The organism is Streptomyces gilvosporeus, assembly GCF_002082195.1.
GTDB classification, from domain to species: domain Bacteria; phylum Actinomycetota; class Actinomycetes; order Streptomycetales; family Streptomycetaceae; genus Streptomyces; species Streptomyces gilvosporeus.
Genome location: NZ_CP020569.1, coordinates 6,423,012 through 6,449,928 on the forward strand (window position 1 = coordinate 6,423,012; position 26,917 = coordinate 6,449,928).

General features: G+C 69.2%; 22 protein-coding genes and 2 pseudogenes. 22 read left to right on the plus strand and 2 right to left on the minus strand.

Translation table 11 applies throughout. From position 1 onward, the window contains the following. Window positions 1–14: 14 nt before the first annotated feature. The 7 genes and pseudogenes from B1H19_RS28795 to B1H19_RS28825 all read left to right on the plus strand — a co-directional run. Window positions 15–959, plus strand: a pseudogene (locus B1H19_RS28795) (ATP-binding protein); the annotation flags it as partial. Window positions 960–1,063: 104 nt separating this feature from the next. Then, on the plus strand, window positions 1,064–2,509 hold the full coding sequence (locus tag B1H19_RS28800; protein WP_203237250.1) for a site-specific integrase: 1,446 nt from the start codon (window positions 1,064–1,066) through the stop codon (window positions 2,507–2,509). After that, on the plus strand, window positions 2,506–4,425 hold the full coding sequence (locus tag B1H19_RS28805) for a hypothetical protein (protein ID WP_159028147.1): 1,920 nt from the start codon (window positions 2,506–2,508) through the stop codon (window positions 4,423–4,425). The genes B1H19_RS28800 and B1H19_RS28805 overlap by 4 nt, the downstream gene beginning before the upstream one ends. Beyond that, complete coding sequence (locus B1H19_RS28810; protein WP_083107632.1) at window positions 4,425–5,540, plus strand: hypothetical protein; 1,116 nt, start codon at window positions 4,425–4,427, stop codon at window positions 5,538–5,540. The genes B1H19_RS28805 and B1H19_RS28810 overlap by 1 nt, the downstream gene beginning before the upstream one ends. Before the next feature lie 128 nt (window positions 5,541–5,668). Continuing rightward, a complete protein-coding gene (locus B1H19_RS28815; protein ID WP_083103476.1) occupies window positions 5,669–6,793 on the plus strand; it encodes a tyrosine-type recombinase/integrase in 1,125 nt (374 codons plus the stop codon). Beyond that, complete coding sequence (locus B1H19_RS28820; RefSeq protein WP_083103475.1) at window positions 6,790–7,116, plus strand: helix-turn-helix domain-containing protein; 327 nt, start codon at window positions 6,790–6,792, stop codon at window positions 7,114–7,116. Before B1H19_RS28815 ends, B1H19_RS28820 begins: the two co-directional genes overlap by 4 nt. Next, a complete protein-coding gene (locus tag B1H19_RS28825; RefSeq protein WP_159027997.1) occupies window positions 7,113–9,482 on the plus strand; it encodes an XRE family transcriptional regulator in 2,370 nt (789 codons plus the stop codon). Before B1H19_RS28820 ends, B1H19_RS28825 begins: the two co-directional genes overlap by 4 nt. A 75-nt stretch (window positions 9,483–9,557) precedes the next feature. Here B1H19_RS28825 and B1H19_RS28830 read toward each other — a convergent pair whose 3' ends face one another. Beyond that, a complete protein-coding gene (locus B1H19_RS28830) occupies window positions 9,558–10,226 on the minus strand; it encodes a TetR/AcrR family transcriptional regulator (protein WP_083103473.1) in 669 nt (222 codons plus the stop codon). 87 nt (window positions 10,227–10,313) lie between these two features. Here B1H19_RS28830 and B1H19_RS28835 point away from each other — a divergent pair, with 87 nt between their 5' ends. The 9 genes and pseudogenes from B1H19_RS28835 to B1H19_RS28870 all read left to right on the plus strand — a co-directional run bounded on the left by B1H19_RS28835 (window position 10,314) and on the right by B1H19_RS28870 (window position 19,191). Beyond that, on the plus strand, window positions 10,314–11,729 hold the full coding sequence (locus B1H19_RS28835; protein ID WP_083103472.1) for an MFS transporter: 1,416 nt from the start codon (window positions 10,314–10,316) through the stop codon (window positions 11,727–11,729). Continuing rightward, entirely contained in the window at window positions 11,726–12,130 is a 405-nt protein-coding gene (locus B1H19_RS28840; RefSeq protein WP_083103471.1) for a cupin domain-containing protein, read from the plus strand. Before B1H19_RS28835 ends, B1H19_RS28840 begins: the two co-directional genes overlap by 4 nt. 186 nt (window positions 12,131–12,316) lie before the next feature. Next, window positions 12,317–13,375: a hypothetical protein gene (locus B1H19_RS28845; RefSeq protein ID WP_083107633.1), complete on the plus strand. Its 1,059-nt coding sequence runs from the start codon at window positions 12,317–12,319 to the stop codon at window positions 13,373–13,375. Continuing rightward, the gene (locus tag B1H19_RS38885) at window positions 13,372–13,782 is read left to right on the plus strand and encodes a LexA family transcriptional regulator (protein ID WP_159028148.1); all 411 of its coding nucleotides are present in this window, start codon (window positions 13,372–13,374) and stop codon (window positions 13,780–13,782) included. The genes B1H19_RS28845 and B1H19_RS38885 overlap by 4 nt, the downstream gene beginning before the upstream one ends. Window positions 13,783–13,844: 62 nt before the next feature. Next, window positions 13,845–15,170, plus strand: a complete 1,326-nt coding sequence (locus B1H19_RS28850; RefSeq protein WP_083107634.1) for a HEPN/Toprim-associated domain-containing protein — start codon at window positions 13,845–13,847, stop codon at window positions 15,168–15,170. Window positions 15,171–15,223: 53 nt separating this feature from the next. Next, window positions 15,224–15,880 (plus strand): annotated as a pseudogene (locus B1H19_RS28855) (magnesium chelatase subunit ChlI family protein); the annotation flags it as partial. A gap of 195 nt (window positions 15,881–16,075) precedes the next feature. Next, window positions 16,076–17,314 (plus strand): DNA-processing protein DprA, encoded by a 1,239-nt coding sequence (gene dprA / locus B1H19_RS28860; protein ID WP_083107635.1) that lies wholly within the window; start codon window positions 16,076–16,078, stop codon window positions 17,312–17,314. A 394-nt stretch (window positions 17,315–17,708) separates the two neighbouring features. Beyond that, window positions 17,709–18,545: an RNA polymerase sigma factor WhiG gene (gene whiG / locus B1H19_RS28865; RefSeq protein WP_030063949.1), complete on the plus strand. Its 837-nt coding sequence runs from the start codon at window positions 17,709–17,711 to the stop codon at window positions 18,543–18,545. Between the two features lie 106 nt (window positions 18,546–18,651). Then, the gene (locus tag B1H19_RS28870; protein ID WP_083109933.1) at window positions 18,652–19,191 is read left to right on the plus strand and encodes a TetR/AcrR family transcriptional regulator; all 540 of its coding nucleotides are present in this window, start codon (window positions 18,652–18,654) and stop codon (window positions 19,189–19,191) included. Between the two features lie 200 nt (window positions 19,192–19,391). Here B1H19_RS28870 and B1H19_RS40650 read toward each other — a convergent pair whose 3' ends face one another. Further along, complete coding sequence (locus B1H19_RS40650) at window positions 19,392–20,501, minus strand: M23 family metallopeptidase (RefSeq protein ID WP_335755946.1); 1,110 nt, start codon at window positions 20,499–20,501, stop codon at window positions 19,392–19,394. A 341-nt stretch (window positions 20,502–20,842) separates the two neighbouring features. Between B1H19_RS40650 and rpsB the strand changes: the two genes are divergently transcribed. From rpsB to rlmN, 6 genes are all read left to right on the plus strand, one after another. Further along, the gene (gene rpsB, locus B1H19_RS28880; RefSeq protein WP_083107636.1) at window positions 20,843–21,730 is read left to right on the plus strand and encodes a 30S ribosomal protein S2; all 888 of its coding nucleotides are present in this window, start codon (window positions 20,843–20,845) and stop codon (window positions 21,728–21,730) included. Between the two features lie 108 nt (window positions 21,731–21,838). Next, a complete protein-coding gene (gene tsf / locus B1H19_RS28885; RefSeq protein ID WP_083107637.1) occupies window positions 21,839–22,675 on the plus strand; it encodes a translation elongation factor Ts in 837 nt (278 codons plus the stop codon). A gap of 162 nt (window positions 22,676–22,837) precedes the next feature. After that, the gene (gene pyrH / locus B1H19_RS28890) at window positions 22,838–23,608 is read left to right on the plus strand and encodes a UMP kinase (protein WP_083107638.1); all 771 of its coding nucleotides are present in this window, start codon (window positions 22,838–22,840) and stop codon (window positions 23,606–23,608) included. 173 nt (window positions 23,609–23,781) lie between these two features. Further along, window positions 23,782–24,339: a ribosome recycling factor gene (frr, locus tag B1H19_RS28895; protein WP_083107639.1), complete on the plus strand. Its 558-nt coding sequence runs from the start codon at window positions 23,782–23,784 to the stop codon at window positions 24,337–24,339. After that, window positions 24,339–25,487 (plus strand): phosphatidate cytidylyltransferase, encoded by a 1,149-nt coding sequence (locus B1H19_RS28900; RefSeq protein WP_083107640.1) that lies wholly within the window; start codon window positions 24,339–24,341, stop codon window positions 25,485–25,487. Before frr ends, B1H19_RS28900 begins: the two co-directional genes overlap by 1 nt. Window positions 25,488–25,662: 175 nt before the next feature. Continuing rightward, the gene (rlmN, locus tag B1H19_RS28905) at window positions 25,663–26,775 is read left to right on the plus strand and encodes a dual-specificity RNA methyltransferase RlmN (protein ID WP_083107641.1); all 1,113 of its coding nucleotides are present in this window, start codon (window positions 25,663–25,665) and stop codon (window positions 26,773–26,775) included. The last annotated feature ends 142 nt before the right edge of the window (window positions 26,776–26,917 follow it).

Genomic DNA, 26,917 nt, shown 5'->3' on the forward strand with positions numbered 1-26,917 from the left:
CAATCATCAGGGAAGTGGTGAACTCCGGCGCCGAATGGCCGCAGAAGAAGCTCACCATCGGCCTGAGCCCGGCCTCCGTCCCCAAGAGCGGCAGCGGCTTCGACCTGGCCGTGGCCTGCGCCGTCCTCGGCGCCGCCGAACGGCTCGACCCCCGCGCACTCACCGACCTGATGATGATCGGCGAACTGGGCCTGGACGGCAGGGTCCGGCCCGTACGCGGCGTCCTGCCTGCCGTCCTCGCCGCCGCCGACGCCGGATACCGCCAGGTCGTCGTACCCGAACGCACGGTGGCCGAGGCCTCGCTCGTCCCCGGCGTCTCCGTCCTGGGCGTCCGCAGCCTGCGCCAGCTCATCGCCGTCCTCGCCGACGAACCCGTACCCGACGAGGCCGAGGACACCCTCGGCGACGGCCGCCCCGACCCCCTCCTGTCCGGTCTGGCCGTTCCCGGCACCGGCGCCTGCGCCGGTCTTCCGTCGGGGGACCGCGCACTCGACCTGGCCGACGTCGCGGGCCAGCACAACGCCCGGCACGCCCTGGAAGTCGCCGCCGCCGGACGCCACCACATCTTCTTCAAGGGCCCGCCCGGAGCAGGCAAAACCATGCTTGCCGAACGCCTCCCGGGGCTGCTGCCGCCGCTGTCCCCCAAAGAATCGCTGGAGGTCACCGCCGTCCACTCGGTGGCCGGCACCCTCCCGCCGGGACAGCCCCTCGTCGACCGCCCGCCCTACTGCGCCCCGCACCACTCCGCGACGATGGCCTCCCTCGTCGGCGGCGGCACCGGACTGCCCCGCCCCGGGGCCGTGTCCCTGGCACATCACGGAGTGCTGTTCGTGGACGAGGCCGCAGAGTGCGACGCCCGCGTGCTGGACGCCCTGCGCCAGCCCCTGGAATCGGGCCATGTCGTCGTCGCCCGGGCAGCCGGGATGATGCGGATGCCCGCCCGCTTCCTCCTCGCGGTCGGTTGTGCATAGGCGGTCACTGACCGGTGTAGCTTCCGCCGGTGCGGATCGAATCGACGTGGACAGTGCACTTCGCCAGCCGGGACTTACCCGAGCTTGAGGACGTGCCTCCCTACCTGTACGAAGTCCGGGAGGGGTGTGCTTCGTGGCTGGATGAAGCAGGGGTTCCCGACGGGCTGCCGTACCTGCTCTCGCCGCGTTTTGAGTACGACGTGGTGCTCAACTCGTACTTCCTTCAGGCGAATCTTCTGACTGCTCCGTGGAACAGCAACGCCAACCGAGCGCGAGCGCTGGCCCGCTTCTGCGGCTTCCTGCACGTCGCGCGCGGAGGAAAGTCGTGGCGGCAGGCCACGGAGGCCGATCACCTCGCATTCCACCAGTGGCGGCGGCGCGACGGGGCCGGGCCGCGGGTCGAGGGCGACACCTGGAACCAGGAAGTCGCCCTCGTGAACCAGTTCTTCGAGTGGGCGGTCCGCAAGGGACACGTGACGGAGAACCCCATTCCACAGCGCCAGGCAAAGCCCGGCCCGCCGGGCACGGTGCTGGGCCCTCGCGCGTCCGCGACGGTGCCTTCCACCTACGCGCACGACGAGAACGGCGAGCGCATCGAGTGGATGCCGCCGCGAACCTACCGGCTCTGGCGGGACGTCGGACTACGCGGCTACGGGCCGGACGGACTGCCCTCCGGCCACTTCCGAGGCCGGTGGGCCTCTCGCAACACGGCCTTCTCCGACCTGATGGTGCGCACGGGAGAGCGCCTGACCGAACAGTCCTGCCTCTCCGTCTTCGAGGTTCCCTCCCGCACCGACGTGACTGGCTACCAGCGCTTTTGGCTGCCGGGGCCCATCGCGAAGAACTACTCCGCACGCTGGATCTACGTCCCGCACAGCCTGGTGCTGGACATCGCCGACTACGTGCAGTGGGACCGCGCGGACGCCGTGGAGCGGGCCCAGGCGGCGGGCCGCTACCAGCGCATCCGCCGTCCCTTGGTAATCAGCGACCCTGACCGGCCGGAGGTCGTCCACGCGCTGTCTTCCGGCGGGATCACACGGATGCGGCTGAACGACCTGACCCCGGCCGAGCGCTACCGGCTGCTGCGGGAGACGGACAACGGCCTGGAACCGGCGATGCTCTGGCTGACCGAGGACGGCATGCCAATGTCGGTCTCGGGCTGGAAGGCCATGTTCACCACGGCCAACGAACGCTGCCGCGCGGCCGGTCTTGACCTCGCGGCCCACGCCCACCTACTGCGTCACACGTTCGCGGTCGTCACCCTCGAACAACTTCAGCGCGCCCACATCGCCCAGCTCGGCGCGATGAACCAGTACCAGCGCGGCCACTACGTGAGGATCTTCGGGGACCCGTTGGACTGGGTCCGCCGCAGACTCGGACACCGGTCGATCCTCACCACTCTGATCTACCTGCACGCCTTGCAGGAGTTGGAGATGGAGACCCGGATGGCCTTGGTTCCCGACGTCTGGGAGGACCCGCGCGACACGCCGCTGGCCCAGCTCGGGGACGACGCACTCGCCCCGGGAGTCGAGGAATGAGGCGCGCGGGACGCGGAAGTACAGGACCTGGCCGACGGGCCGCCCTGCCCCAGGGGGACTACTACACCGCCCCGGCCACCCCGGCGGGGAATCCGGACCTGGTGGTCGTCGACTTCCACGGCGACGACGGCCGGAAGGGCCGGTTCGACTGCGGCACCCGACCGTTGCCCGATTGGCGCCCCGCGCTGGCCGCGGCCTTCGCCCAGCGGACCGGGCCCGACGGCGGTCGACGCACGCTGTCTTCGGCCACCAGCGCCTGGCAGAGCCTGGGCCGACTGATGCGCTTCCTGGCGAAGCTGCCCGTCCCGCCGGCGAGGCCGGAGGACCTGACCAGCAAGCACCTGGACGCCTTCCTCGACGCCCGCGCCGAGTCCGCACCGACGACCGTCACGACCGACCTCCGCGAGATCCACTCGCTGTTCGTCCTTCCCGGGATCGCCCCTCTGATCAGCCCGGATGCCATGGACTGCCTGAAGCGACGCCTGCCGGACACGAGGACCAAGAAGAAGGCCCGCCCAGCGACGTCCGAGAAGCGGCCAAAGATCGACACAGTGGGCTACTCCGACGGCGAACTGGCCCGGCTCATGGCCGCTCTGCGAGCGGACTGCGCACGCATCCGCAATCGCATCGCCACTGGTGAAGAGCTGCTGCGGCGCTTTCAGGAGGCACCGCAGACGCTCAGCGAAGAGCAACGGGCCGAGGGCCAGCAGCTGGCGCACATGGCTGTCACCGGCGAGGTCCCCTCGTTCCCCGGGCCGGTCGATGAAGCGTTGCCCGAACGCCGGGCCTGGGCGGGCCAGCTGTTTCTGACCCTGGATGACTTGGTGCCTCTCCTCCTGCTGATGGCCGCACTGGCCGAGCGCAACGGCGAGACCGTCAAGGAGCTACCGGCCCATCACCGCGTCCTGGAGGAGAAGGCGGTGGAGGTTCGGGTGGTCAAGCGGCGCCGCGGTCCGAAGCGGTGGTTCGAGACGGTCACCTGGGAGATCGGTCCGGCGAACCGGCAGCTGCACACCGCCGGAGGCGTCTACCTGCTGCTGCTTCAACTCGCCGCTCGCAGCAGGCAGCTCTGCGAATCAGAACTCGCGGTCTGCGTCTGGCGCCACGGCACCAGAGCCGGAGTCCAGGGCCGGGAGGAACATTTCGCCCCGTTCGCGCGGTCGCTGCAAGGAGTAACTCTGCTGATGCCGCGCTGGGCCGCTGACCGGCCACGTCCGCTGCTGGCCGACCCCAGGCCTGGTGGCGAACGGGTCCCGCTCCAGGTGACCTTCAACCGGCTCAAGACCAGCATGGAAGTCCGGCGGACCAAGCGGATGGGCGGCCATCTGCCGTCAGCCGCGAAGAGCAACACCATGGCGGTCCTGTTCCGCCACTACCTCAGCGGCGATCCCGTGATCACCGAGTGGGCTCAGGAAGTCCTCGGTGAGGCACTGGTCGATGCCGAACAGGCCGCTCTGCAGGCCCACCAACAAGCCCTCAAGGCCGCCGGGAACACGTTGAAGGTCGTCTCGGGTCCCGTCAGCCCAGAGAGCCTGACGGCTGCAGGTCTGGACCCGGAGACCGCCGAACAAGCAGCGGACGGCCAGCTGGACACCGGTTGGACGGCCTGCACGGACCATGATCACCACCCGGCGACCGATGCCCCCTGCCAGGTCACCTTCCTGGACTGCTTCCACTGCGGCAACTGCTTGATCACCCGCGACCACCTGCCTCACCTGCTCGGTCTGCTGGATGCCCTCGCGGCCCGCCGCAGGCATCTGTCCGTCGACGACTGGTGGAAGCGCTACGGGCCCGCCTGGGCGGCGATCCGCCGCGACATCCTCGCCAAATTCACCCCGGCCGAGGTGAAGCAGGCGGCGGCAGCCAAGGCCACCGACGACCTGCTGGACCTGACCGAGAACCCGTGGGAGCTGTGATGTCCTTGCTGACCTTCGCCGGCGCCGAACCGGACAGGACCTCACTGGACGCCAACCCGTTCGTCCTGCACGCACGGCAGCTGCGTCCCGAATTCCGGCTTGAGGACACCGCACGCTTCGACGCCGACATCTGGCCGCTGACGCCGGTGCTGCTGAAGAACCAGAGCCGGCAGATGAGCCTGAGATTCGTACGCATCCCTGCCCGCTTCCGGGGCGTGATCAAGGAAATCTGCTACGGCATGTTGTCCGGCCCGCTGCCGCACGGCGAGGACTGGCCGGCGCCCGAGAGCGTCTACGCATGGTTCGGGGAGATCATCCGTTTCCTGGACTGGATGGAGGCTCGTCCCACCGTCCTTCGCGACCTGACCGGAGACGACCTGCAGCACTACCAGCGGTTCCTGACCACCGTCCTGAAGAAGGAGGCCGGCCGGACACGGGCGCGGGCAGCGGTCCGCCAGTTCTGGCGGTGGCGGACCGTGCTCACGACCGACCGTCTCCACTTCGACCCGCGGCACGTCGACGGCTGGGGCGAGTCCAAGTCCCAGCCGAGGGCGGGGGAGAACTCCACCTCCCGGATCCCCGAACAGGTCCTCGGCCCGCTGTTCGCCTGGGCCCTGCGGTTCATCGACGAGTTCTCGCCGGACATCCTGGCCGCCGCCGATGCCTGGCGCCAACGCCGCGGGGACAGGGCAGGCCCCGGCTTCCATCAGAGCAGAAACCTGCGGCAGGCCCTCGGCGTCTTGCTGGACGAACACGTTGCCGCCGGCCGAGCGCTGCCCGGACTGGACGGCAAACTGAACAAGCTGCACCTCGCGCGGACCCTTGGATGTTCCCGGGCTTCACTGGACTACCACCGTGACCTGATCGACGGGGCAGCCGCGGCCGTCGGCATCTCCGCGACCACGTTCTTCGCCATCCCCATCACCCCGGATGCGGACGGCAGGCCATGGGTCGAGGGCATCGCCACCCACCACAACCACCGCAACAGCCTTGCCGCACTGGCACGGCACCTGCACATCGCCTGCTACATCGTCATCGCCTACCTCTCCGGCATGCGCGACAGCGAGAACGGGGCGGAGTTGCATCTGATGCAGCACTCCGCAGGGTTCGAATAAGCGCGAATCAGCAGGTGACGGGCGCCTGCTCCGCCATCCTCTCGCACCGTGCGAGCGATCTACCAGTGGCTCTTGCGCTCCACCGAGGCTATCCCAACAATGTTGCACCTAACGCAACGGAGGTTGGAGTGGCGAAAGCTGCCGATTTGGCGGGTGCGGCACACCTGATGCTCGTGGACGGGATCTCCTACCTGGACCCCGAGCCGGCTGTGTTCGAGGCCATGCTGGAGGGGTGGACCAAGCAGCAGCGGGCCCGCTTTCTGAAGTGGGACGGAACCATCAAGCCGCGGCTGTCACTGGTCCGCCGGTTCGCCGAGTTCTCCAACCAGTACCCGTGGCAGTGGCAGTCGGCGGAGGTCGAGGCGTTCATCGACCACCTGCGCACGAAGACGCCGACGTTCACGGTGTCGAGCGGCCGGAACTACCAGAACCACCTGCGGCTGTTTTGCGAGTACATCACCGACCCGCGCTACGGCTGGATGTCCGTCTGTCAGGAGCGCTTCGGTGAGGTGCCGGTCCAGATCCTGCACGAGTGGAACACCGTCACCCATGTCAGTGAGTACGAGGGCGACCCGCGCCGTCGGCCGCTGACCTACGACGAGATCCAGGACCTGTTCGACGCTGCCGACGGGCGGGTCGAGGAAATCCGGAAGCGCGGCCGCAAGGGCGTATTGACCGCGATGCGCGACTCCGCCCTGATCAAGACCTACTACGCCTATGGCATGCGGCGTCGGGAGAACGTCGGCCTCGACCTCGCCGACCTGCGGCGCAACCCGAAGGCTCCGCAATACAAGCGCCACGGGGCGGTGTTCGTACGCTGGGGCAAGTCCTCCAAGGGCAGCCCGCCCAAGCGCCGCACCATCTTCACCGTCCCGGAGATGGACTGGATCGTCGACGACCTCGACCACTACCTGACCGAGGTCCGGCCCCGGTTCAACGTGGGCAAGCACCCGGCGATCTGGGTCACCGAACGCGCCGGGCGACTGTCACGCCGATCGGCGAACGAAGCCTTCGAAGCCGCCAAGCAGGCCGCTGACCTGCCCGAAGAACTCGAATTGCACTGCCTGAGGCATTCCTATATCACACATTTGACCGAATTTGATTACCCGGAAAGGTTCATCCAGGACCAGGCCGGCCACGGCTATGCCAGCACGACGGCCCTCTATACCGGCGTCTCGGACGAGTACCGCAACCGGCTGCTGCACAAGAAGTTGGGCCAGCGATTCCCCGGCATTTGGGAGGACCCGAAGTGATCAAGAAGATGGGCTACCGCTGGAACCTGCGCAAGCTCATGGCCGACAAGGAGATGTTCCAGACCACCGACCTGGTGCCGCTGCTGGCCGAACGGGGTGTCAACCTCTCGCGCGAGCAGGTCTTCCGCCTGGTCACGCAGCCGCCGCAGCGGCTGTCGATGGACACTCTCGCGGCTCTGTGCGACATCCTCGGCTGCCGGCCCAACGACCTCATCGAGGTTCAGGTCGTCAACGAAGAGGTACGCAAGACCGCCGGCGGCGAGACGCCCGGCCCGCTGCCGGCCGTGCGCCGGACCTCGATCCGGCGGCCGGAGGGCTTGTGACCGCCCCTTCTCCGACCGCCCCGTCGATCGTCGCCCGTCTTGCCGCGCAGGTTGCGCGGATGGAAGCTGCTACGAACGCCGCTGTCGGCCAGGTCACCAAGGTCCTGCCGGCCATCAGTACCGCCGATGCGAACGCGGCGTTGGAAGCGGCAGTGCCGATCCCTGTCCGCGGCGCCGCTCGGTTCCTGGAAGAACTCGCCGATCACATGGCCGCACACCCCGACGCCCTGACCTCGGGCAGCTCCCTCTGCCCACCGGTTCTGCTGCGGCTCGCCCAGGTGCTGCACGAAGCCGGACACCCGGTCGTTCGCCCCGGATGCGCACACTGCGGAAAGATCCGGTCCGACCTGCGGCAACTCCGCCCCGAAGGGCGGCTCTGCGGGACATGCGACGCCCGAAGCCGCCAACGCGAAACCTGCGCACGATGCCAGCGCGACGGCCAGCGCGTCGTCGCCCGACGCCCCGAGGGACCGATCTGCCATCGCTGCTACCGCGCGGACCCAGCCACATTCGAGGAGTGCGCCGAATGCGGGCAGTTCCGACACCCGGTGGTACGACGGGACGACGGCCGAGGGCTGTGCATCAAGTGCTGGAAACGCCCCATGCGCACCTGCGTGAGCTGTGGAAAGACCGCAGCCGCCGCCCTCGTTGACGACGACGGCGCACTCTGCCACCTCTGCTACAACCGCCATCGCCGGCCACGAAGGCTCTGCGGCAGGTGCGGACAGCTCAAGCGCATCGCCCGCAACGCGCGAGACGGGCAGCCGGACCTCTGCGACGGCTGCTACCAGGGCCCCGACGTGACCTGTTCGATCTGCAGCAGGGTCCGCCCCTGCGCCAGCCGCGACGAACAGGGTCAGCCGGTCTGCGCCACCTGCTATCAGCGTCATCGCAGCGGCGAGCCGTGCGCCCGCTGCGGCCGAACCAAGCCGGTCAACACCCGTTGGCCGATCGGGCCGGTCTGCATGACGTGCTACACCGCCGTGCTCCGCTCACCGGCCGAGTGCCCGCGCTGCGGCATGGTCCAGCCGCTGATCGCGCGGGATGACGACGGCGCCGAGATCTGCGGACCATGTGTCGGATTCGCCGCTGACTACATCTGCAAGCAGTGCGGCGGGGCAGGCAATCCTCACAGCCGCGGCCGATGCGCTCACTGCGTCCTCGCCGAGCGGGTCAACGCCCTGCTGGCCGGGCCCGACGGCACGATCACCCCACAGCTGGAACCGCTCGCGGCCGCACTGGCGGACGCTCCCTCACCATTCCCTGCTATCCAGTGGCTTAAGGAGAGCCCGAACACCAAGCTCCTCGCCCGGCTGGCGTCCGAAGGGCACGAGCTCAGCCACGAGCTGCTGGATGAACTCCCGCCCAGCCGGAACCAGCGATACATCCGCCAACTCCTCGTCCACACTGGCGTGTTGGAGGAACGCAACGAGGACATCGAACGCATCCCGGGCTGGCTGGAGCACGAACTCGCGGACAAGCCGGCCGCGCACGCCAGCCTCGCCCGCCCGTTCCTGCACTGGTTCCTGCTTCGGCGAGCACGCCAGCGGGCCGCCACACGCCGCCATCCGGCCTCCGCCGACCGCGACCTGCGGCGCCGCGTCAGCATCGCCCTCGACTTCCTGGCCTGGATGGACCAACGCGGCCTGGCCCTCGCCGACCTCGCCCAGGAGCATGTCGACGACTGGATCGCCGGGGCCACCAGCCAGCGGCGCTACCTGATCCGCTACTTCCTGAAATGGACCACGAGCCGCCGGCTCACCTGCGAACTGACCGTGCCCTCCATCCCGAGCCAGGAGCCCCAGAACCTACTCGACGACGAGGCTCGCTGGCGGCTCCTCCAACGCTGCCTGACCGACGATGCCCTGCCGACGGACGTCCGGGCCGGCGGCGCGATCACCCTGCTGTTCGGCCTGTCCACCGAACGTCTTTGCCATCTGACGCCTGAACACCTCAAGTTCGGTGACAAGCACGCCCACCTGGTCCTGGGCCGCCACCCCGTCCTGCTGCCTCCACGGCTCGCCGAGCTCCTTCGGCAACTTGCCGAACAGCCCCAACTGCGGCCGCAGCTCTCGCGAGCCCACCCAGGCCCTCGATGGCTCTTCCCTGGCATGGTCCCGGGCAAGCCGATCTCGACGCACGGCATGACCCAGAAACTCAACCGGCACGGCATCCTGGTTCGCACAGCGCGCAACGGGGCACTGGCCGCCCTCGCTGCTGATCTTCCCAGCCCGATCCTCGCCGACGTGACCGGGATGCACAGCCACACCGCGCTCCGCTGGGTCGCCTACGCAAGACGTGACTGGGCCGAGTACCTCGCCGCCCGCGCCGAGGAGGTCACCAGCAGCAGATCGCAGCGATCATGAGATCGGCTTCGTGGGGATCTGAGGTGGAGGCATTGGCACCGGATCGGCGCTGAGAATATGAACTGAATGAGCACGTCAACGGGGAGCCAGGAGGCCGTCTACCAGGGCTCGGAGCCCGTCCAGGTAGGTGTCCTCGGCGGTCAGCGGTGCCCAGTGGTCCGCGACCTGTGCCAAACGGGGTAGCTCGCCCGGGTCGAGATCGGCGAAGACTTGCTCCCGGTAGGTGGGACGGTCATCGTCTGTGCGCCGCCGGGCCGCTGTCACGCGGACCACGATTTCTCCAGCGGTGTAGTACCAGATCGCGCGGTAGCCGTGTACTGCCCGCTCGGGGGACAGGCCGCATTCGACCAGGCCGTCAACGATCTGCTCGACAAACCACAGAGCGGATGTGGCCATCAGGTCGTCGGCTGTCAGCACCTCCACGATCCACGGGCAGGCGGCGAGCGCCTCGTGGATCGTGGCAGCGGCGACGACGATCCGCTCGCGGGGCTGAGCAGGCAGGTCGGGTCGGTGCAGCGTCCGCGTGGCGTAGTCGTCCAGCAGCAGGACGAGCAGTTCTTCCTTGTTGCGGACGTGGTGGTAGAGCGCCATCGGCGTACTGCCGATCTCCGTGGCCAGCCGCCGCATGGTCAGCCGGTCCACGCCTTCCGTGTCCACGATCCGACGGGCCGTTGTGACGACCTCCTCGCGGGAGATGCGGGGAGGCCGGCCGAGGGTTTTGCGCGGTGCGGGCGGTTGCGGCATGCCCTCATCATCTCCCAGGTGTCGACAACGTCGATCCCCTGGCGCTATTTTCCTTACATGTATAAAAACTCGCGAGGGCGCCCCGGAATGGTGCTGGCAGCCGTGGCCGTCGCCCAGTTCGCCGTCGCCCTGGACTTATCCGTGGTCAACGTCGCCCTGCCCGCGATCCACACCGCGCTGGGATTCGCACCGCTCGACCTGTCGTGGGTCGTGCACGTCTACGCGCTCACGCTCGGCGGCTTTCTGCTGTTGGGAGGCCGCGCATGCGACCTCTACGGCCGACGACGGCTGTTCGTGCTCGGCTTGGCCGTCTTCGGGCTGTGCTCACTGGCGGGCGGGCTCGCCCAGACACCCTGGCAACTGATCGCCGCCCGCGCCGGCCAGGGCCTGGGAGCCGCCGCGGCCACGCCGGCCACGCTGGCGATGCTCACCACCACCTTCCCCGAGGGCCCGCAGCGCGTGCGCGCGCTCGGGGTGTGGAGCGGGGTGAACGCCGCAGGCGGAGCGCTGGGCGTGCTGGCGGGTGGGCTGCTGGCCCAGTACGCGGGCTGGCGCTGGGTGATGCTGATCAATCTCCCCATCGTCGCGGTGGCTCTCGCGCTGGTCCGCGCAGGCGTGCCCGCCGAAGCACGCCCCGCCCGGCGCGAGAGGCTGGATGTGCTCGGTGCCGTCCTGGCCACCGGTGGAGTCGGACTGCTGGTGACCGGTGTCGTGCGCACCGACGCCCAAGGGTGGGACTCCCCGGCCACATGGACGATGCTCGTCGCCGCAGCCATGCTCCTGGCCGCCTTCGTCGTCACCGAATCCCGGCATTCCGCACCGCTGTTGCGCCTGGGCCTGCTGCGCAGCCGCTGGGTCGCCGGCGCCAACGTGCTGGTCTTCTTCTCCACGGCCGGGCAGTTCGCGGCGTTCTACTTCGTGTCCCTGTACATGCAGCAGGTTCTGGGCATGGGTGCCGCGGCGACCGGTGCCGCGTTCCTGCCCTTCGCTGTAAGTCTGGTCGCGGGCACCCTCGTCGCGACCCGCATCACCGCGGCACGCACCCCCCGTGCGTCCCTGGTGCCTGGCGCCCTGCTGGCCGCTGTGGGCCTGGCCTGGTTCGCCTTCATCAGCCCCGACGGCGGATTCCTCACCGATGTGCTCGGCCCCTGCATCATCACCGGCACCGGCGTCGGACTAGTCATCGCCCCGATCGTCGCCGCCGCAACCACCGGCGTCGCCCGCCATGAGGCCGGCATGGCCTCCGGCCTCATGAACAGCTCCCGCCAACTCGGCGGCTGCATCGGCCTGGCCGCTCTGGCCACCATCGCCGCACACCGCACCGGCACGGCAACCGACCCCGCCGCAATCAACGACGGCTACGCCCTAGGCCTTGCCATCGCCGCCGCCCTCTTCGGGATCGCGGCCGTCGTGGCGATCACCGTGCTGCCTCGCCGCCAGGCCGAAACACCCGCCCTGCAACCCGCCACCGCAGAGAACCGACTGGAAGGAACGCCGTCATGACGACAACGCCCCCCTCACCCATCGACCTGTTCGCCTCGGCGCTGCACATCCACCCCGACGGCGATGTCCAAGCCGCCGAACGGCAGATGACGAACAGCAACTCCGGCGCCTGGCAGCTCGCGACATTCCACGTGGAGACCGACGCCGACGTACACGCCGACCACTGGGAGATGCACCCGCATGCCGAGGAGGCGGTGTGCTGCCTGACCGGCGGTGTCCGCCTCTACTTCCGTCCCGCCAGGCCCGACGACACCGAGGACATGGTGCAGTTGCAGCCAGGCACCGCCGTGATCGTCCCCCGTGGCCGCTGGCACCGCCTGGAGCTGGACGCCCCCGGCGACCTGATGTCGATCACCCTTCGCCACGGCACCCGCCTCGAAAAACGTACCGACACTCGCTGACAGCGGGGTGACCCGGCCGAGCCTGCCGCCGGGCCACCCGGCGGCAACTGCTCTGGGGAAGGCGGCCGCCGCAGGATGCCTCCTCGTTGATTCGTCCCCTGGGATCCGTCCACCCCTGGTAGAGCCCAGAGCCCCGGGCGTCACATACTCAGTGTCATCAGTCGGGGCGAGCGATATCGGGGAATAGTGCACGGTCGGAATAACCCCCTCCCGCCAGTAATCAAGCACCTCCGCCGAGGCTGCCTCACCATCGAGCGCGACGAAGATCAGATCCCTTACCGCTGGAAGATCAACAGCCTCGCCTTCAAAGGCGAGGACGACGATGCAGGAGTCCCGGCGACCTGGAGCGTCGGCGAACCCGTTGCCCGAGCCGTCACCGCTCTGGAACGGCTGCACCGCCCGGACGTCCACGTCCTGATGTCCTGCACGGACTTCAGTCCCGGCAGCCTTGACCGCAAGGCCACCGAACGAGCCCTGACCAACTCCTCCACCAACACCCAGCTCAACGAATTCGTGGCCTGGGTGAACGACTACTGCTCGCAGCGCGAGCGAGCCGACGGCGTCCCTCAGGTCAACAAGCGAACCTTCCGGCTCGTGACCTCGCAGTTCAGGCGAACCCTCGCCTGGTTCATCGCTCGCCGCCCAGGCGGCACGATCGCTGGCGCCCTTGCCTACCGCCACCACAGCGTTCAGATCTTCGAAGGCTATGCAGGAACCAGTGAGGCTGGATTCCGGGCGGAGGTCGAAAGCGAGCAGGCCCTCGCCAGAGGCGAGCACCTCATGGCCATGATCGACGCTCACGAGCACACCGTGCTGAGCGGACCGGCCGCAGAAGAGGCCGCCGAGAGGCTGGAAGCGTTCGGCCACCGGGCTCGCTTTCAGGGGCAGGTCGCCCTCGACGAGCGCCGATTCCAGCGGATCATGGAGCGGCACGAGCCCGCGATCTATCCCGGGAAGTACGTCACCTGCGTCCACGACCACACCAAGGCCCTCTGCGAAAAGGCTCGCCGAGGCCGGTCAGAAGGACTTCCTGACCACGGCGCATGCCGCCCGCTGGCCTGCCGCAACGTTGCCCTCACGCCCGCGAACATCGCAGCCTGGCAGAGGGAGATCAATCGCATCGAGCGCCGTCTCAAGACCCGGCGCATCATGCCGCCCCTCCTGCGACACCGGCTCATCGAGCGACGGGAAGAGATTGTTGCCTTCCTCGCCCGCAACACCCCGCATCTGGAGGCGACCGCATGACCCGCCAACTCGCAGTCCCCTCAGAGCTCAGGGTCCGCGCTGTCCTTGAGGAGCTCCGACGACAGGCCGCCGACGAAGGCAAGGCGCCCAGCGTTCTCGCCCTGGCCAGGAAGCTCGGCTTGAGCAACACGACGTTCCGTCGCCACTTTCCTCACATCGCTCGCGAGATCACCGAGAGCCGCTCTTCGTCAGGCGGTTCCTCCGGCGAGGAGCGTCGAAGTCGGCTCGACACGGTCGTCGGAAGGAACGCCAAGCTCAAGATCGCCAATCGAACCCTCAGAGGACATCTGAAGCTTGCTGCGGCCCAGATCCAACGCCTCGCTTCTGAGAACGCACAGCTTCGACGAGCACTGGAAGCATCTGCCAAGGTCACCCGCATCGATCCAGCTCGGCAACGACGACCCTGAAAGGTCAACGTTTGAAACTATGAGCACCAAACGATCTCGCAGCACACCGATCGGAGAGGCGCATGGGGGACACCTGGGCCCTGTTCTTGGGCGACAAGGAGATCAGGATCGGGAAGAACGAGACGCCCGCCAAGCTCATGACGGTCTTCCGTGAGGAAGACAAGTACCAGCACCTCGAATGGGCTCGGCGCGTCGACGAGGTCAACGCGCGTGGTGAGGCAGCGTGGGACGAGCTCGATGAGTTTGAGGGCTTCGACCGTCGTGAGCTCTTCGGTTACCGGACCACAGTCGAGACGATCATGACTCGCCTCAAGCTGATGGGCTTCGATCCCGATCGATGCAGCCAAGAGATGATCAAGGATCTCGAAGGCGTCAACGAGGATGACATGGAGGACGGTCTACTGGTTCTCAGCAGCCGTCCCACACGCGAGCGGAAGCAGGAGATCTGCCATCGGGTCTCTGCCGCCGAGGTCCTTGCCACGGGGATCGCGGCCTATCTCAAGCGAGCGGAGGCCTTCGGGAACTGGAAAGTGGGGGACGATCACCCAGAGCTGGCCGAGCTGGAAGAAGTTTGTGTTTCGCAGCTGGACTTCTTCTTTGACGACCTCGCAGTCGATCCGAGGCTCTTCCTTGCCCTGATCCTTAGTTCCCGAGCTCCGGAAGAGGTCTTACAACTTGACCTGAGTGACCTGCTTATCGCTGGCTACTTCGAGAGCAGTGAGGCAGTCTCGACCGAGGCCCTCCAGCAGCTGCGAGATGAGATGGCGAGTAGTGGACCTGTCATCGTCATCACCGAGGGGAAGTACGACTCCCGTGTCCTAGGCCGGGCGCTACGTATCGTCAGGCCCGACATCGCCGGCTACTTCGCCTTCTGGAACCTTGAGGAAACCAAGGCTGCGGGCGGGACGGATCGGGTGGTCGCCAACCTCCGGAGCTTCGCAGCCGCAGGTGTGATGAACCGTGTCATCGCCCTCGTCGACAACGATGCCGCTGGACTGGCTGCACTGAAGTCCTTGGCCAACCCGGCTCTTCCCAAGAACTACATCGCTCGCAATCTGCCCGATCTGGACTACGCGCGCGCTTATCCAACCCACGGACCTTCGGGCCCAAGCCAGGACGACGTCAACGGCCGAGCTTGCTCCGTCGAGTTCTACTTCGGGCTGGACTGCCTCATCGGACCTGATGGAAATCCCGTCCCCATCCAGTGGACATCGCTGAACAAATCGGTGAACACATGGCAGGGAGAACTGCAGAACAAGCGCTACGTCGAAGAGAGGATCGATGCTCTGCTTGACGCTGCGGAAGCTGGACAGGTGCCACTGGACGAGCGCTGGGATCCCCTTCGAGAGATCGCGCAGATCCTCATCGATGCTGCCCAGAGCCGGTAGTCGCATCCGGCACTGCCAGCGGTCAACGGTCAGCTCCAAACCATAGCCACAAGCTCGCGGCGAACCCCTGCCCTTGCGGGCGGCACGGCACCACCGGGGGCGGCTGCGAATGCCGCCCCTCCTCGATCCGCCGCTACCGAGCGCGGCTGTCCGGCCCGCTCATGGACCGCGTGGATCTGCGGATCGCCGTGGAACCGGTCGCCCGCTCCGAACTGGCCGCACTCGGCAGCGGCGCCGAATCCACCGCCTCGGTCGCCGCCCGCGTACGCTCCGCCCGCGAACGCGCCGCCGCCCGCCTCGCCGACACCCCCTGGAACACCAATAGCGAAGTCCCCGGACACGAGCTGAGAACCCGCTGGCAAGTACACCCCGGAGCCCTCGCCCAGGCCGAACGCGACCTGGAATGCGGCCTCCTGACGGCCCGTGGCCTGGACCGTGTCCTGCGCGTCGCCTGGACCTCAGCCGACCTCGCGGGCCGCGACCGCCCCACAAGAAGGGACGTCGACTGGGCCCTGGAACTGCGCACGGGCGTCCGCCGGGGCGGGCCGGCGGAGGTGCCGGGGGTGGTTGGGACGGGCGTCGGGGCAGGTGTGCCGTGGACCGGATCGGGCGCCGGGCCGGGGGCGCCGAGGAGCGGGCCGGGCGCCGGTGAAGGCGTGCCGGGCGGTGGGTCGGGTGTGGAGCCGGGGGTGGGGTCGGTGGTGCCCTGAACCCGGGTGGTGCGGGGAGGCGGGGTGGGGTGGGGGTTGGGGGCGGGGCCCCCGGGAAGGGCGGCGAGGCCGCCACTACCCCGGCCCGCCCCACCCGCAGTCGCCCATCCCGCCTCGCCCCCCGAGACACCTCAAGCCGCCCCCAGCCACCTCACCACGCGGCCGCGGCCTCCCGACGAACAGGAGACGAACCCGATGAACACCACGGACGCCTGGGGCTTCGCCACGCACGAGCCCGCCGACACCGCACGGAACGGCGCCGCCGACCGGCCTCCCGCCCACGACCGGCCGTACGAGCCGCAGCGCACGGCCCGCGCGGCGCTCACCCGCATCCTGGAGCCGGGCGACGAAACCGCCGGCCGCTGGCTGCGCGACATGGGCCCCCAGGCCCTGTGGCGCGCCCTGTCCGGCGACGCCGACCCGCCCCCGGGCGCGAGGCCGGACAAGATCGCGGGCCTGCGGCTGCGCGCCACCCGCGTCGATCCCGCCGCGGACCTGGCGGCCGTCGCCGCCCTCGGCGGCCGCTTCCTCATCCCCGGGGACGCGGAATGGCCGAGCCAACTCGACGACCTCGGCGACGCCCGCCCCATCGGCCTGTGGGTGCGCGGCACAGCCAACCTCCGGTACTGGGCGCTGCGCTCGGTCGCCGTCGTCGGCGCGCGGGCCTGCACCGAATACGGCGCCCACCTGGCCACCACCCTCGCCGCCGGCCTGGCCGAACGCGGCTGGACCGTGGCCTCCGGAGCCGCCTACGGAGTCGACGGCGCGGCCCACCGTGGCGCACTGGCCGCCGACGGCGCGACCTTCGCCGTACTCGCCTCCGGCGTCGACTACGCCTACCCCCGCGGACACACCGAACTGCTCGGCCGCATCGCCCAACAGGGCCTGCTGGTAGCCGAGTTACCGCCCGGCGACCACCCCACCCGCAGCCGCTTCATCCAGCGCAACCGCGTCCTCGCCGCTCTCACCAGGGGTACCGTAGTCGTCGAAGCCGAACTCCGCAGCGGTTCCCTGGTCACCGCCCGCCGGGCACTTGCGCTCGGCCGCTTCACGATGGGCATGCCCGGCCCCGTGACCAGCGGTCTGTCCGCGGGCGTCCATCAACTCCTGCGCGGCGAGGCGGCGCTGGTCACCGACGCCGACGAGGTCGTCGAACTCGTCGGCAGCATCGGCGACCTCGGCCCCCAGCACAACGGCCCGACCCTCGCCCGCGACCTCCTCGACCCCGTCGCCTCCCGCGTACTGGAGGCCCTGCCCGCCCGCGGAGGTGCGGACACCGGCCACCTCGCCAGGGAGTCGGGCACGCCCCGCGACCTCGCGCAGAACAAGCTCGTGGAGCTCCAGTCCCTCGGATTCGTGCAGAAGTGCGGCACCCGATGGGAGCTGGCGCGACGCGCCGAGCCCACCGGAGGTTCCCGGCGAGGCGGTACTTGACCTGGGGCGAACGGGTGAAAGGGTGAGGGGAATGACGGCAGAATCCAGGTTTGCCTTGCTTCGACGCATGGCGTCGACCTCTGGGGAGACGGTGAGCCGACGCGGCGGACGCGCAGCACCGCGCCCGGCACGCCACGGCGGCCGGCCCCCCGGCCCCACGGGAATCCGCGCCCGGCATGGGGTCCCCGTTCCGCCACGCCGTTCGAAGTAACCCTGAGGTGCGGGCAGCGGAACGTATCTGCGCACGCCCCACCCTCTGCTCCTCGCACACCGCGACGCCGCGGTCACGCTACGCTCACATCCACTTCACCCTCCGCTTCACCCCGACACCCGTCCCCTCGTCCACCCATCCACCGTCCATCCAGCGTCTCGGCAGAACGGCTCAAGGCGACGAATGCCCCAGCACACCTCCGGGTCTGACCGCGCAGCTGTACCACCCGCTGCGCGCGCCAGCGTGCGCCCCGCCGCGCCCACTTCGCTCGACGAGCTGTGGCGCTCGTACAAGGCGTCGGGCGACGGGCGGTTGCGGGAGCAGCTGATCCTGCACTATTCGCCGTTGGTCAAGTACGTCGCCGGCCGTGTCAGCGTCGGCCTGCCCCCCAACGTCGAACAGGCCGATTTCGTCTCCTCCGGAGTCTTCGGCCTGATCGACGCGATCGAGAAGTTCGAACCGGAACGCTCCATCAAGTTCGAGACCTACGCCATCACCCGCATCCGCGGCGCCATGATCGACGAGTTGCGCGCGCTGGACTGGATCCCCCGGTCCGTACGGCAAAAGGCCCGCGCCGTGGAACGGGCGTACGCCACCCTCGAAGCCCAGCTGCGCCGCACCCCGTCCGAGGCGGAGGTCGCCGACGAGATGGGCATCGCGCTGGAGGAACTCCACGGGGTGTTCAGCCAGCTGTCCCTGGCCAATGTGGTGGCACTGGAGGAACTGCTGCATGTCGGGGGCGAGGGCGGCGAACGGCTCAGCCTCATGGACACCTTGGAGGACACGGCCGCCGAGAACCCCGTCGAAATCGCGGAGGACCGCGAGCTGCGGCGGCTGCTCGCACGCGCCATCAACACCCTTCCCGAGCGGGAGAAAACCGTGGTCACCCTCTACTACTACGAGGGCCTCACGCTCGCCGAGATCGGCAATGTCCTCGGCGTCACCGAAAGCCGGGTGAGCCAGATCCACACCAAGTCCGTACTGCAACTGCGCGCGAAGCTGGCCGACGTCGGCCGCTGAAACTTCCTGTGCCGGGTCGGCAGGCGGAGTGCCGTGACGCGGGCGCCATCCGTACAGTGGGGATGTGCCAAGGATTCGAGCGGCCTCGGTGGCCGAGCACCGGACGATGCAGCGTGGCGCCCTCCTGGACGCCGCCCGCACCCTGCTGTCCGAAGGCGGGACGGAAGCGCTGACCTTCCCCGCCCTCGCCGAGCGCACGGGACTCGCGCGCTCCTCCGTGTACGAGTACTTCCGTTCCCGCGCGGCCGTCGTCGAGGAGCTGTGCGCCGTCGACTTCCCGGTATGGGCGTCGGAGGTCGAGGCGGCGATGGAGCGCGCCGGTACGCCGGAGGAGAAGATCGAGGCGTATGTGCGCCGGCAGCTGGCCCTGGTGGACGACCAGCGACACCGTGCTGTGGTCGCCATTTCCGCCGGCGAACTGGATGCGGGGGCGCGCGAGAAGATCCGCGCGGCGCACGGCGGACTCATTGCGATGATTGTCGAGGCACTCGCGGCGCTCGGCCATGAGCAGCCCCGTCTGGCCGCCATGCTCCTCCAGGGCGTCGTCGACGCCGCGGTCCGCCGAATCGAGCTCGGCGCCGCCGAGAACCCGGAGGAGATCACGGAGGCGGCGGTGGGCATGGTCCTCCGCGGCGTACGCGGCTGACCCCCGGGGGCCTCCCCCCCCGCCCCACCCACCTCCTCCTCCTCCACCTGCTCGTTGCAGCCCGCAGCCCGCAGCCCGCAGCCCGCAGCCCGCAGCCCGCAGCCCGCAGCCCGCAGCCCGCAGCCCGCAGCCCGCAGCCCGCAGCCCGCAGCCCGCAGCCCGCAGCCCGCAGCCCGCAGCCCGCAGCCCGCAGCCCGCAGCTATACCTCCCCCGCCCGAGCGACTGCTGCTCCGTCGGCTTCGCCCGCTTGCGGCAGCTGGTCGGCAAGCCGCCCGCGCCTCACCCGCTCCGACGACAGGCGCCCCAGTGACCAGACCGCGGCAGCGACAAGGACGACGGCTCCCGTGAGCGCCGCTCCCGCCGGTGTCGCAGCCGCCTGTCGCGCCGGTGCGACGTCCGGTCGCCCGGGCCCCATGTGGTCCGGCCGGTGTGGATCCGGCCCCCGGGGAACGGGGACGCCGATGACCGGAAGCAGGCGCGACGGGCCCGTACGGAGCATGGGCGCGGGCAGGAGCGTCAGCGGGTCCAGATAGGTCTTTCCGCGGCGCAGGCCCCAGTGGAGGCACGGCCCGCGGCAGTGGAACGGACCTCGTTGCAGTACGGCGACCGGCCGGCCAGCTTCGACGCGTGCGCCCTTGCGGACCGTGGCGCGCACCGGTTCGTACGTGGTGCGTAACGGGGGACGGCCCGAGCGGGAGAGTTCGATGGTGAGGACGCCGCGCCCGGCAACGGTGCCGGCGAAGGTCACCCGGCCGGATGCCGCCGCACGCACCGTCGCACGGGCCGCGGCCGCCAGGTCCACGCCGCGGTGCCCGGCGGCCCAGGGAGTGGGCGGCGGCTCCCAGCCCCGTAACACCGCAGGCCGTATGCCCGCCGCGCCCGCCACCGGCCAGGCGCGATCCGCCGAGGCCGAGGCCGGAGCCGGAGCCGGAGCCGGAGCCGGAGCCGGAGCCGGGGCCGGGCCCGGGGCGGGCGCCCGGGCCCGGCGGCCCGGTGGCCGGTTCTCGTGCTCGGCCCGCGCCGCATCTCCTGCCACCGTCCGAGCCGCCGCGAGCATCGGCGCCGAGATCGCGGCCGTGCCGGACCCGGGCGCGAAGCGCAGTCCCGCAAACGCCGCCGGCAGCGCCGTCACGCCGATGACCGAAGCCGTCGCAGCGATCAGGAACCCCGTCACCACCTGCGCCGGGAAGAAGCAGTGCCGCCCCCGCGCCGCGGCCCTCCTCCTCCGCCATGGGCCCGACGCCCACCGGCCGCGCACGGGCCGGTCGCCTTCGCGGGGACTCGTATCCGAGCCGGAATGTCGTTTCATGTCCCGACCGTGACGCAGTCCCGCGCCGCATGGGGATCTTGGTCGGGATCTGTGGACAACCGGCCGGATGTGGACAACTGCGTCACCCGCACGGGGCACGAAAAGGTGCGTGTCGCCCAGTACATCGGCCGTCCCGTACACTTCTTGTGGCGATCCGGGTCACCGGGTCGACTTCGCACGCCCCGCCATCAGTGCAGCAGTCCCCTTCGGGCAGCACGATGGCCGCGCTCCTCGGTCCTCGGAAGGTTCCGCAAGGTTCATTCCTCGGCAGGCGCGTCGGGGCGTCAGGCACCGCGGCCGACCGGTCGCAGTGGAACCGAGAAACAACAAGGAGTACGGCCATGGCCGTCGTCACGATGCGGGAGCTGCTGGAAAGCGGCGTCCACTTCGGCCACCAGACCCGGCGCTGGAACCCGAAGATGAAGCGTTTCATCTTCACCGAGCGCAACGGCATCTACATCATCGACCTGCTCCAGTCGCTGTCGTACATCGACCGCGCCTACGAGTTCGTCAAGGAGACCGTCGCCCACGGCGGCTCGGTGATGTTCGTCGGCACCAAGAAGCAGGCCCAGGAGGCCATCGCCGAGCAGGCCACCCGCGTGGGCATGCCCTACGTGAACCAGCGCTGGCTCGGCGGCATGCTGACCAACTTCTCGACCGTCTACAAGCGCCTGCAGCGCCTGAAGGAGCTCGAGCAGATCGACTTCGAGGATGTGGCCGCCTCCGGCCTCACCAAGAAGGAGCTCCTCGTCCTCTCCCGCGAGAAGGCCAAGCTGGAGAAGACCCTCGGCGGTATCCGCGAGATGCAGAAGGTGCCCAGCGCCGTCTGGATCGTGGACACCAAGAAGGAGCACATCGCCGTCGGTGAGGCGCGCAAGCTCAACATCCCGGTCGTCGCGATCCTCGACACCAACTGCGACCCCGACGAGGTCGACTACAAGATCCCGGGTAACGACGACGCCATCCGCTCCGTCACCCTGCTCACCCGCGTGATCGCCGACGCCGTCGCCGAGGGCCTCATCGCCCGCTCCGGTGCCGCCACCGGCGACCAGAAGCCGGGCGAGAAGGCCGCCGAGCCGCTCGCCGAGTGGGAGCGCGACCTGCTCGAGGGCGAGAAGAAGTCCGACGAGGCCGAGAAGCCCGCCGACGCCCCGGCCGCCGAGGCCCCGGCCGCCGAGGCCCCGGCTGCCGAGGCCGAGAAGCCGGCCGCGGACGCCGAGCAGGCCTGACCCGCAGCATCCGGTTGGTGACGGCGGGGGCGGGCGCCACAAGCGCCGCCCCCGCCGTCCACCCGTAGATCTTTCGACTTCGAGATTTCGAGAAGAGATTCACAGACCATGGCGAACTACACCGCCGCTGACGTCAAGAAGCTCCGCGAGCTCACCGGCGCCGGCATGATGGACTGCAAGAAGGCCCTGGACGAGGCCGAGGGCAACGTCGACAAGGCCGTCGAGGCGCTGCGTATCAAGGGCCAGAAGGGCGTCGCCAAGCGCGAGGGCCGCTCCGCCGAGAACGGCGCCGTGGTCTCCCTGATCGCCGACGACAACACCTCCGGTGTCATCGTCGAGCTGAAGTGCGAGACGGACTTCGTCGCCAAGGGCGAGAAGTTCCAGGCCGTCGCCAACGAGATCGCCGCGCACGTCGCGAAGACCTCCCCGGCCGACGTCGAGGCCCTGCTCGCCTCCGAGATCGAGCCCGGCAAGACCGTCCAGGCGTTCGTCGACGAGGCCAACGCCAACCTGGGCGAGAAGATCGTCCTGGACCGCTTCGCGCAGTTCTCCGGCGGCTTCGTGACGGCGTACATGCACCGCACCATGCCCGACCTGCCGCCGCAGATCGGTGTCCTCGTCGAGCTCGACAAGGAGAACGGCGAGGTCGCCAAGGGCGTCGCCCAGCACATCGCCGCCTTCGCGCCGAAGTACCTCGCCCGCGAGGACGTCCCGGCCGAGGTCGTCGAGGCCGAGCGCCGCGTCGCCGAGGAGACCACCCGCCAGGAGGGCAAGCCCGAGGCCGCCCTGCCGAAGATCGTCGAGGGTCGCCTCAACGGCTTCTTCAAGGACGCGACGCTGCTCGGTCAGCCGTACGCGCTCGACAACAAGAAGTCCGTCGAGAAGGTCCTCCAGGAGGCCGGTGTCACCCTGAAGCGCTTCTCGCGCATCAAGGTCGGCATCTGAGCCTGCCGCGAAGGCAGCGAATGACCTGCGACCCCGCTAGGGTCGTACGCAGTCGGCCGCTCAACGGCCGGCCGCAGATGTGACGAGGAGGCCATTGCCGCACAGGGATCTGGACCAGACCCACGGCAATGGCCTTCTTCGTATGTGCACGAGGAGAGCTCAATGAATCACGGTGCCGACGGCGCGGACACGGACAAGGCCGGTCACGGCGGCAGGCGACGGTTTTTGCTGAAGCTGTCGGGCGAGGCGTTCGCCGGTGGCGGCGGGCTCGGCGTCGACCCCGACGTGGTGCACGCCATCGCCCGCGAGATCGGCGCCGTGGTGCGCGAGGGATACGAGATCGCCGTGGTGATCGGTGGCGGAAACTTCTTCCGCGGCGCCGAACTCCAGCAGCGCGGTATGGACCGGGCCCGCTCCGACTACATGGGCATGCTCGGCACGGTCATGAACTGCCTGGCCCTCCAGGACTTCCTGGAGAAGGAGGGCATCGACTGCCGCGTCCAGACCGCCATCACCATGGGCCAGGTTGCGGAGCCGTACATTCCGCTGCGTGCGGTACGCCACCTGGAGAAGGGCCGGGTCGTCATCTTCGGCGCCGGCATGGGCATGCCGTACTTCTCCACCGACACCACCGCCGCCCAGCGCGCCCTGGAGATCGACGCCGAGGCCATGCTCATGGGCAAGAACGGCGTCGACGGGGTCTACGACTCCGACCCCAAGAAGAACCCGGACGCCGTCAAGTTCGACGCCCTCGAATACGGCGAGGTGATCACGCGCGAGCTGAAGGTCGCCGATGCCACCGCCATCACCCTGTGCCGTGACAACAAGCTCCCGATCCTCGTCTTCGAGCTGCTCGCCGAGGGCAATATCGCGCGTGCGGTGAAGGGTGAGAAGATCGGCACGCTCGTGAGCGACCAGGGCACCCGGGCCTGACGGACCCAACTGCCGAGACACCGTGCGGGCTTCGGCCCGCGGGGCGGCAACTCCCGGCCGTGGGAAGACCTCGGTACGGGGATGGACAACAGCCTGCCGGTCGGACACCGTGCAGGAGAAGACGCGCGCAGGGGCGAGGCTCTGCTTCTTACCGATAAGACCAGGAGCAAGTGGTGATCGAAGAGATCCTCCTCGAGGCCGAGGAGAAGATGGAGAAGGCCGTTGTGGTCGCCAAGGAGGACTTCGCCGCGATCCGCACCGGGCGTGCGCACCCGGCGATGTTCAACAAGATCGTGGCGGACTACTACGGCGCCATGACGCCGATCAACCAGCTGGCGTCGTTCTCGGTGCCCGAGCCGCGGATGGCCGTGGTGACCCCGTTCGACAAGAGTGCACTGCGCAACATCGAGCAGGCGATCCGCGACTCCGACCTCGGCGTCAACCCGAGCAACGACGGCAGCATCATCCGCGTGAACTTCCCGGAGCTCACCGAGGAGCGCCGCAAGGAGTACATCAAGGTCGCCAAGAACAAGGCCGAGGACTCGAAGATCTCGATCCGCAGCGTGCGGCGCAAGGCCAAGGAAGCACTGGACAAGCTCGTCAAGGACAAGGAGTCCGGCGAGGACGAGGTGCGCCGCGCCGAGAAGGAGCTCGACGACACCACCGCGAAGTACGTCGCGCAGGTGGACGAGCTGCTCAAGCACAAGGAATCCGAGCTCCTCGAGGTCTGATGAACGAGTCATCCTGGGGGACCCCGTCCGGCGCCGCACACTGGGGGCCACCCGACCAGGGAACGGTCCCCGCGCTGCGCGGGGGCGCTCCCCCCGCCTCGGCGGGTCCCGTGCACGACGGGGGCGATGCGGCGCAGACTCGGCCCATGCCCATCGTGCCGGAGCCAGGCGGACACCAGGACGACCACCGGGATCTCCGGGACGACCGGGGGGCTGCTCGACTGAGCGGCCCCCTGTTCCGCGACGAAGAGCCGCAGGAGCCCATGCCCACTGCTTTCCCCGGTGCCCCCGAGCCGGACGCTCCGCGGGGCCCCGAGAAGCCCAAGAAGAAGAGCGCGGGGCGCAATCTGCGTGCCGCGATAGGGGTCGGTGTCGGCCTCGGCGCGGTCATCCTCGCGTCGCTCTTCGTCTACAAGCCCGTTTTCGTCGGCGTCATCGCGATCGCCGTCGTCGTGGGCCTGTGGGAGCTGACGTCGCGGCTCGCGGAGCGCAAGGACATCAGGGTGCCGCTGGTGCCCCTCGCGGTCGGCGGCACCGCCATGGTCGTCGCCGGGTACGTACGGGGAGCCGAAGGCGCATGGGTGGCGATGGCGCTCACCGCGCTGGCCGTCCTGGTCTGGCGGATGACCGACGCCCCGGAGAACTATCTGCGGGATGTCACCGCCGGGGTCTTCGCGGCGTTCTACGTGCCGTTCCTGGCGACCTTCGTGGCCCTGATGCTCGCGGCCGAGGACGACGGGCCGCAGCGGGTGCTGACGTTCCTGCTGCTGACGGTCGTCAGCGACACCGGGGCGTACGCGGTCGGCTGGCGCTTCGGCACGCACAAGCTGGCACCGCGCATCAGCCCCGGAAAGACCCGCGAGGGACTTGTGGGCGCGCTGCTCTTCGCGATGGTCGCCGGCGCCCTGTGCATGCAGTTCCTGATCAAGGACGGCCTCTGGTGGCAGGGTCTGCTGCTCGGTCTTGCGGTCGCGGCCAGCGCCACCCTCGGTGACCTGGGCGAGTCCATGATCAAGCGCGATCTCGGGATCAAGGACATGGGGACGTTGCTGCCCGGCCACGGCGGGATCATGGACCGTCTCGACTCCCTGCTGCCGACCGCGCCGGTCGTCTGGCTGCTGTTTGTGATCTTCGTGGGAGCGGGCTGAGTCAACCCAGGTACCCTGGAAGGGCTCGTTGCCTCCGGCAGCGGGCCCTTTCCGGTCCTTCCGGCCCCGCGAGCGCGGGGATGGCCCCTGAGGTCTCCGGGTTCCGCCATCGTCCTGCCGTTGGCTCCGTCGCAGCGGAGATCGTCCGGCCCGTCGCAATGAGGAGTTTCCGTCCATGGCACCGCCCGAGCCCGGTGTGCTGACTTTCGTCGCCCCCCGCGGAGCCAAGAAGCCCCCGCGGCACCTCGCCGATCTCAGCCCCGTAGAACGCCGCGAAGCGGTGGCCGCGATCGGCGAGAAGCCGTTTCGCGCCAAGCAGCTGTCGCAGCACTACTTCGCCCGTTACGCGCATGATCCGGCCCAGTGGACCGACATCCCGGCGGCGGCCCGCGAAAAGCTGGCGGCGGAGCTGCTGCCGGACCTGATGAACGTCGTCCGGCACATCTCGTGCGACGACGACACCACCCGCAAGACCCTGTGGAAGCTGCACGACGGCACGCTCGTCGAGTCCGTGCTGATGCGCTATCCGGACCGGGTCACGATGTGCATCTCCTCGCAGGCCGGCTGCGGTATGAACTGCCCGTTCTGCGCCACCGGCCAGGCGGGTCTGGACCGTAACCTCTCCACCGCCGAGATCGTCCACCAGATCGTCGACGGGATGCGCGCTCTGCGCGACGGCGAGGTGCCCGGCGGCCCGGCGCGGCTGTCCAACATCGTCTTCATGGGCATGGGCGAGCCGCTGGCCAACTACAAGCGGGTGGTCGGCGCCATCAGGCGGCTGACCGACCCGGAGCCCGACGGCCTCGGGCTCTCCCAGCGCGGCATCACCGTCTCCACGGTCGGTCTCGTTCCCGCGATGCTGCGGTTCGCGGACGAGGGCTTCAAATGCCGGCTCGCGGTGTCGCTGCATGCGCCGGACGACGAGCTGCGTGACACCCTCGTGCCCGTCAACACCCGCTGGAAGGTCCGCGAGGTCCTGGACGCGGCATGGGAGTACGCCGAGAAGTCCGGCCGCCGGATCTCCATCGAGTACGCCCTGATCCGCGACATCAACGACCAGGCATGGCGCGGTGACCTGTTGGGACGGCTGCTGAAGGGCAAGCGCGTCCATGTGAACCTCATTCCGCTGAATCCGACGCCCGGGTCGAAGTGGACCGCTTCCCGGCCCGAGGACGAGCTGGCGTTCGTACGGGCCATCGAGGCGCACGGCGTCCCGGTGACCGTCCGGGACACCCGCGGCCAGGAGATCGACGGTGCCTGCGGACAGCTCGCGGCCTCGGAACGCTGACCGCCCGCTGGTACTGTGTGATCGAACAAATGCACATTCCGACAGGGGAGCGCCACAGCGCTGAGAGTGCGGAGACGTCGTAGAGCCACGGCGCCCGCAGACCCTTGAACCTCGCCCGGGTCATTCCGGGTAGGAAGTTCGG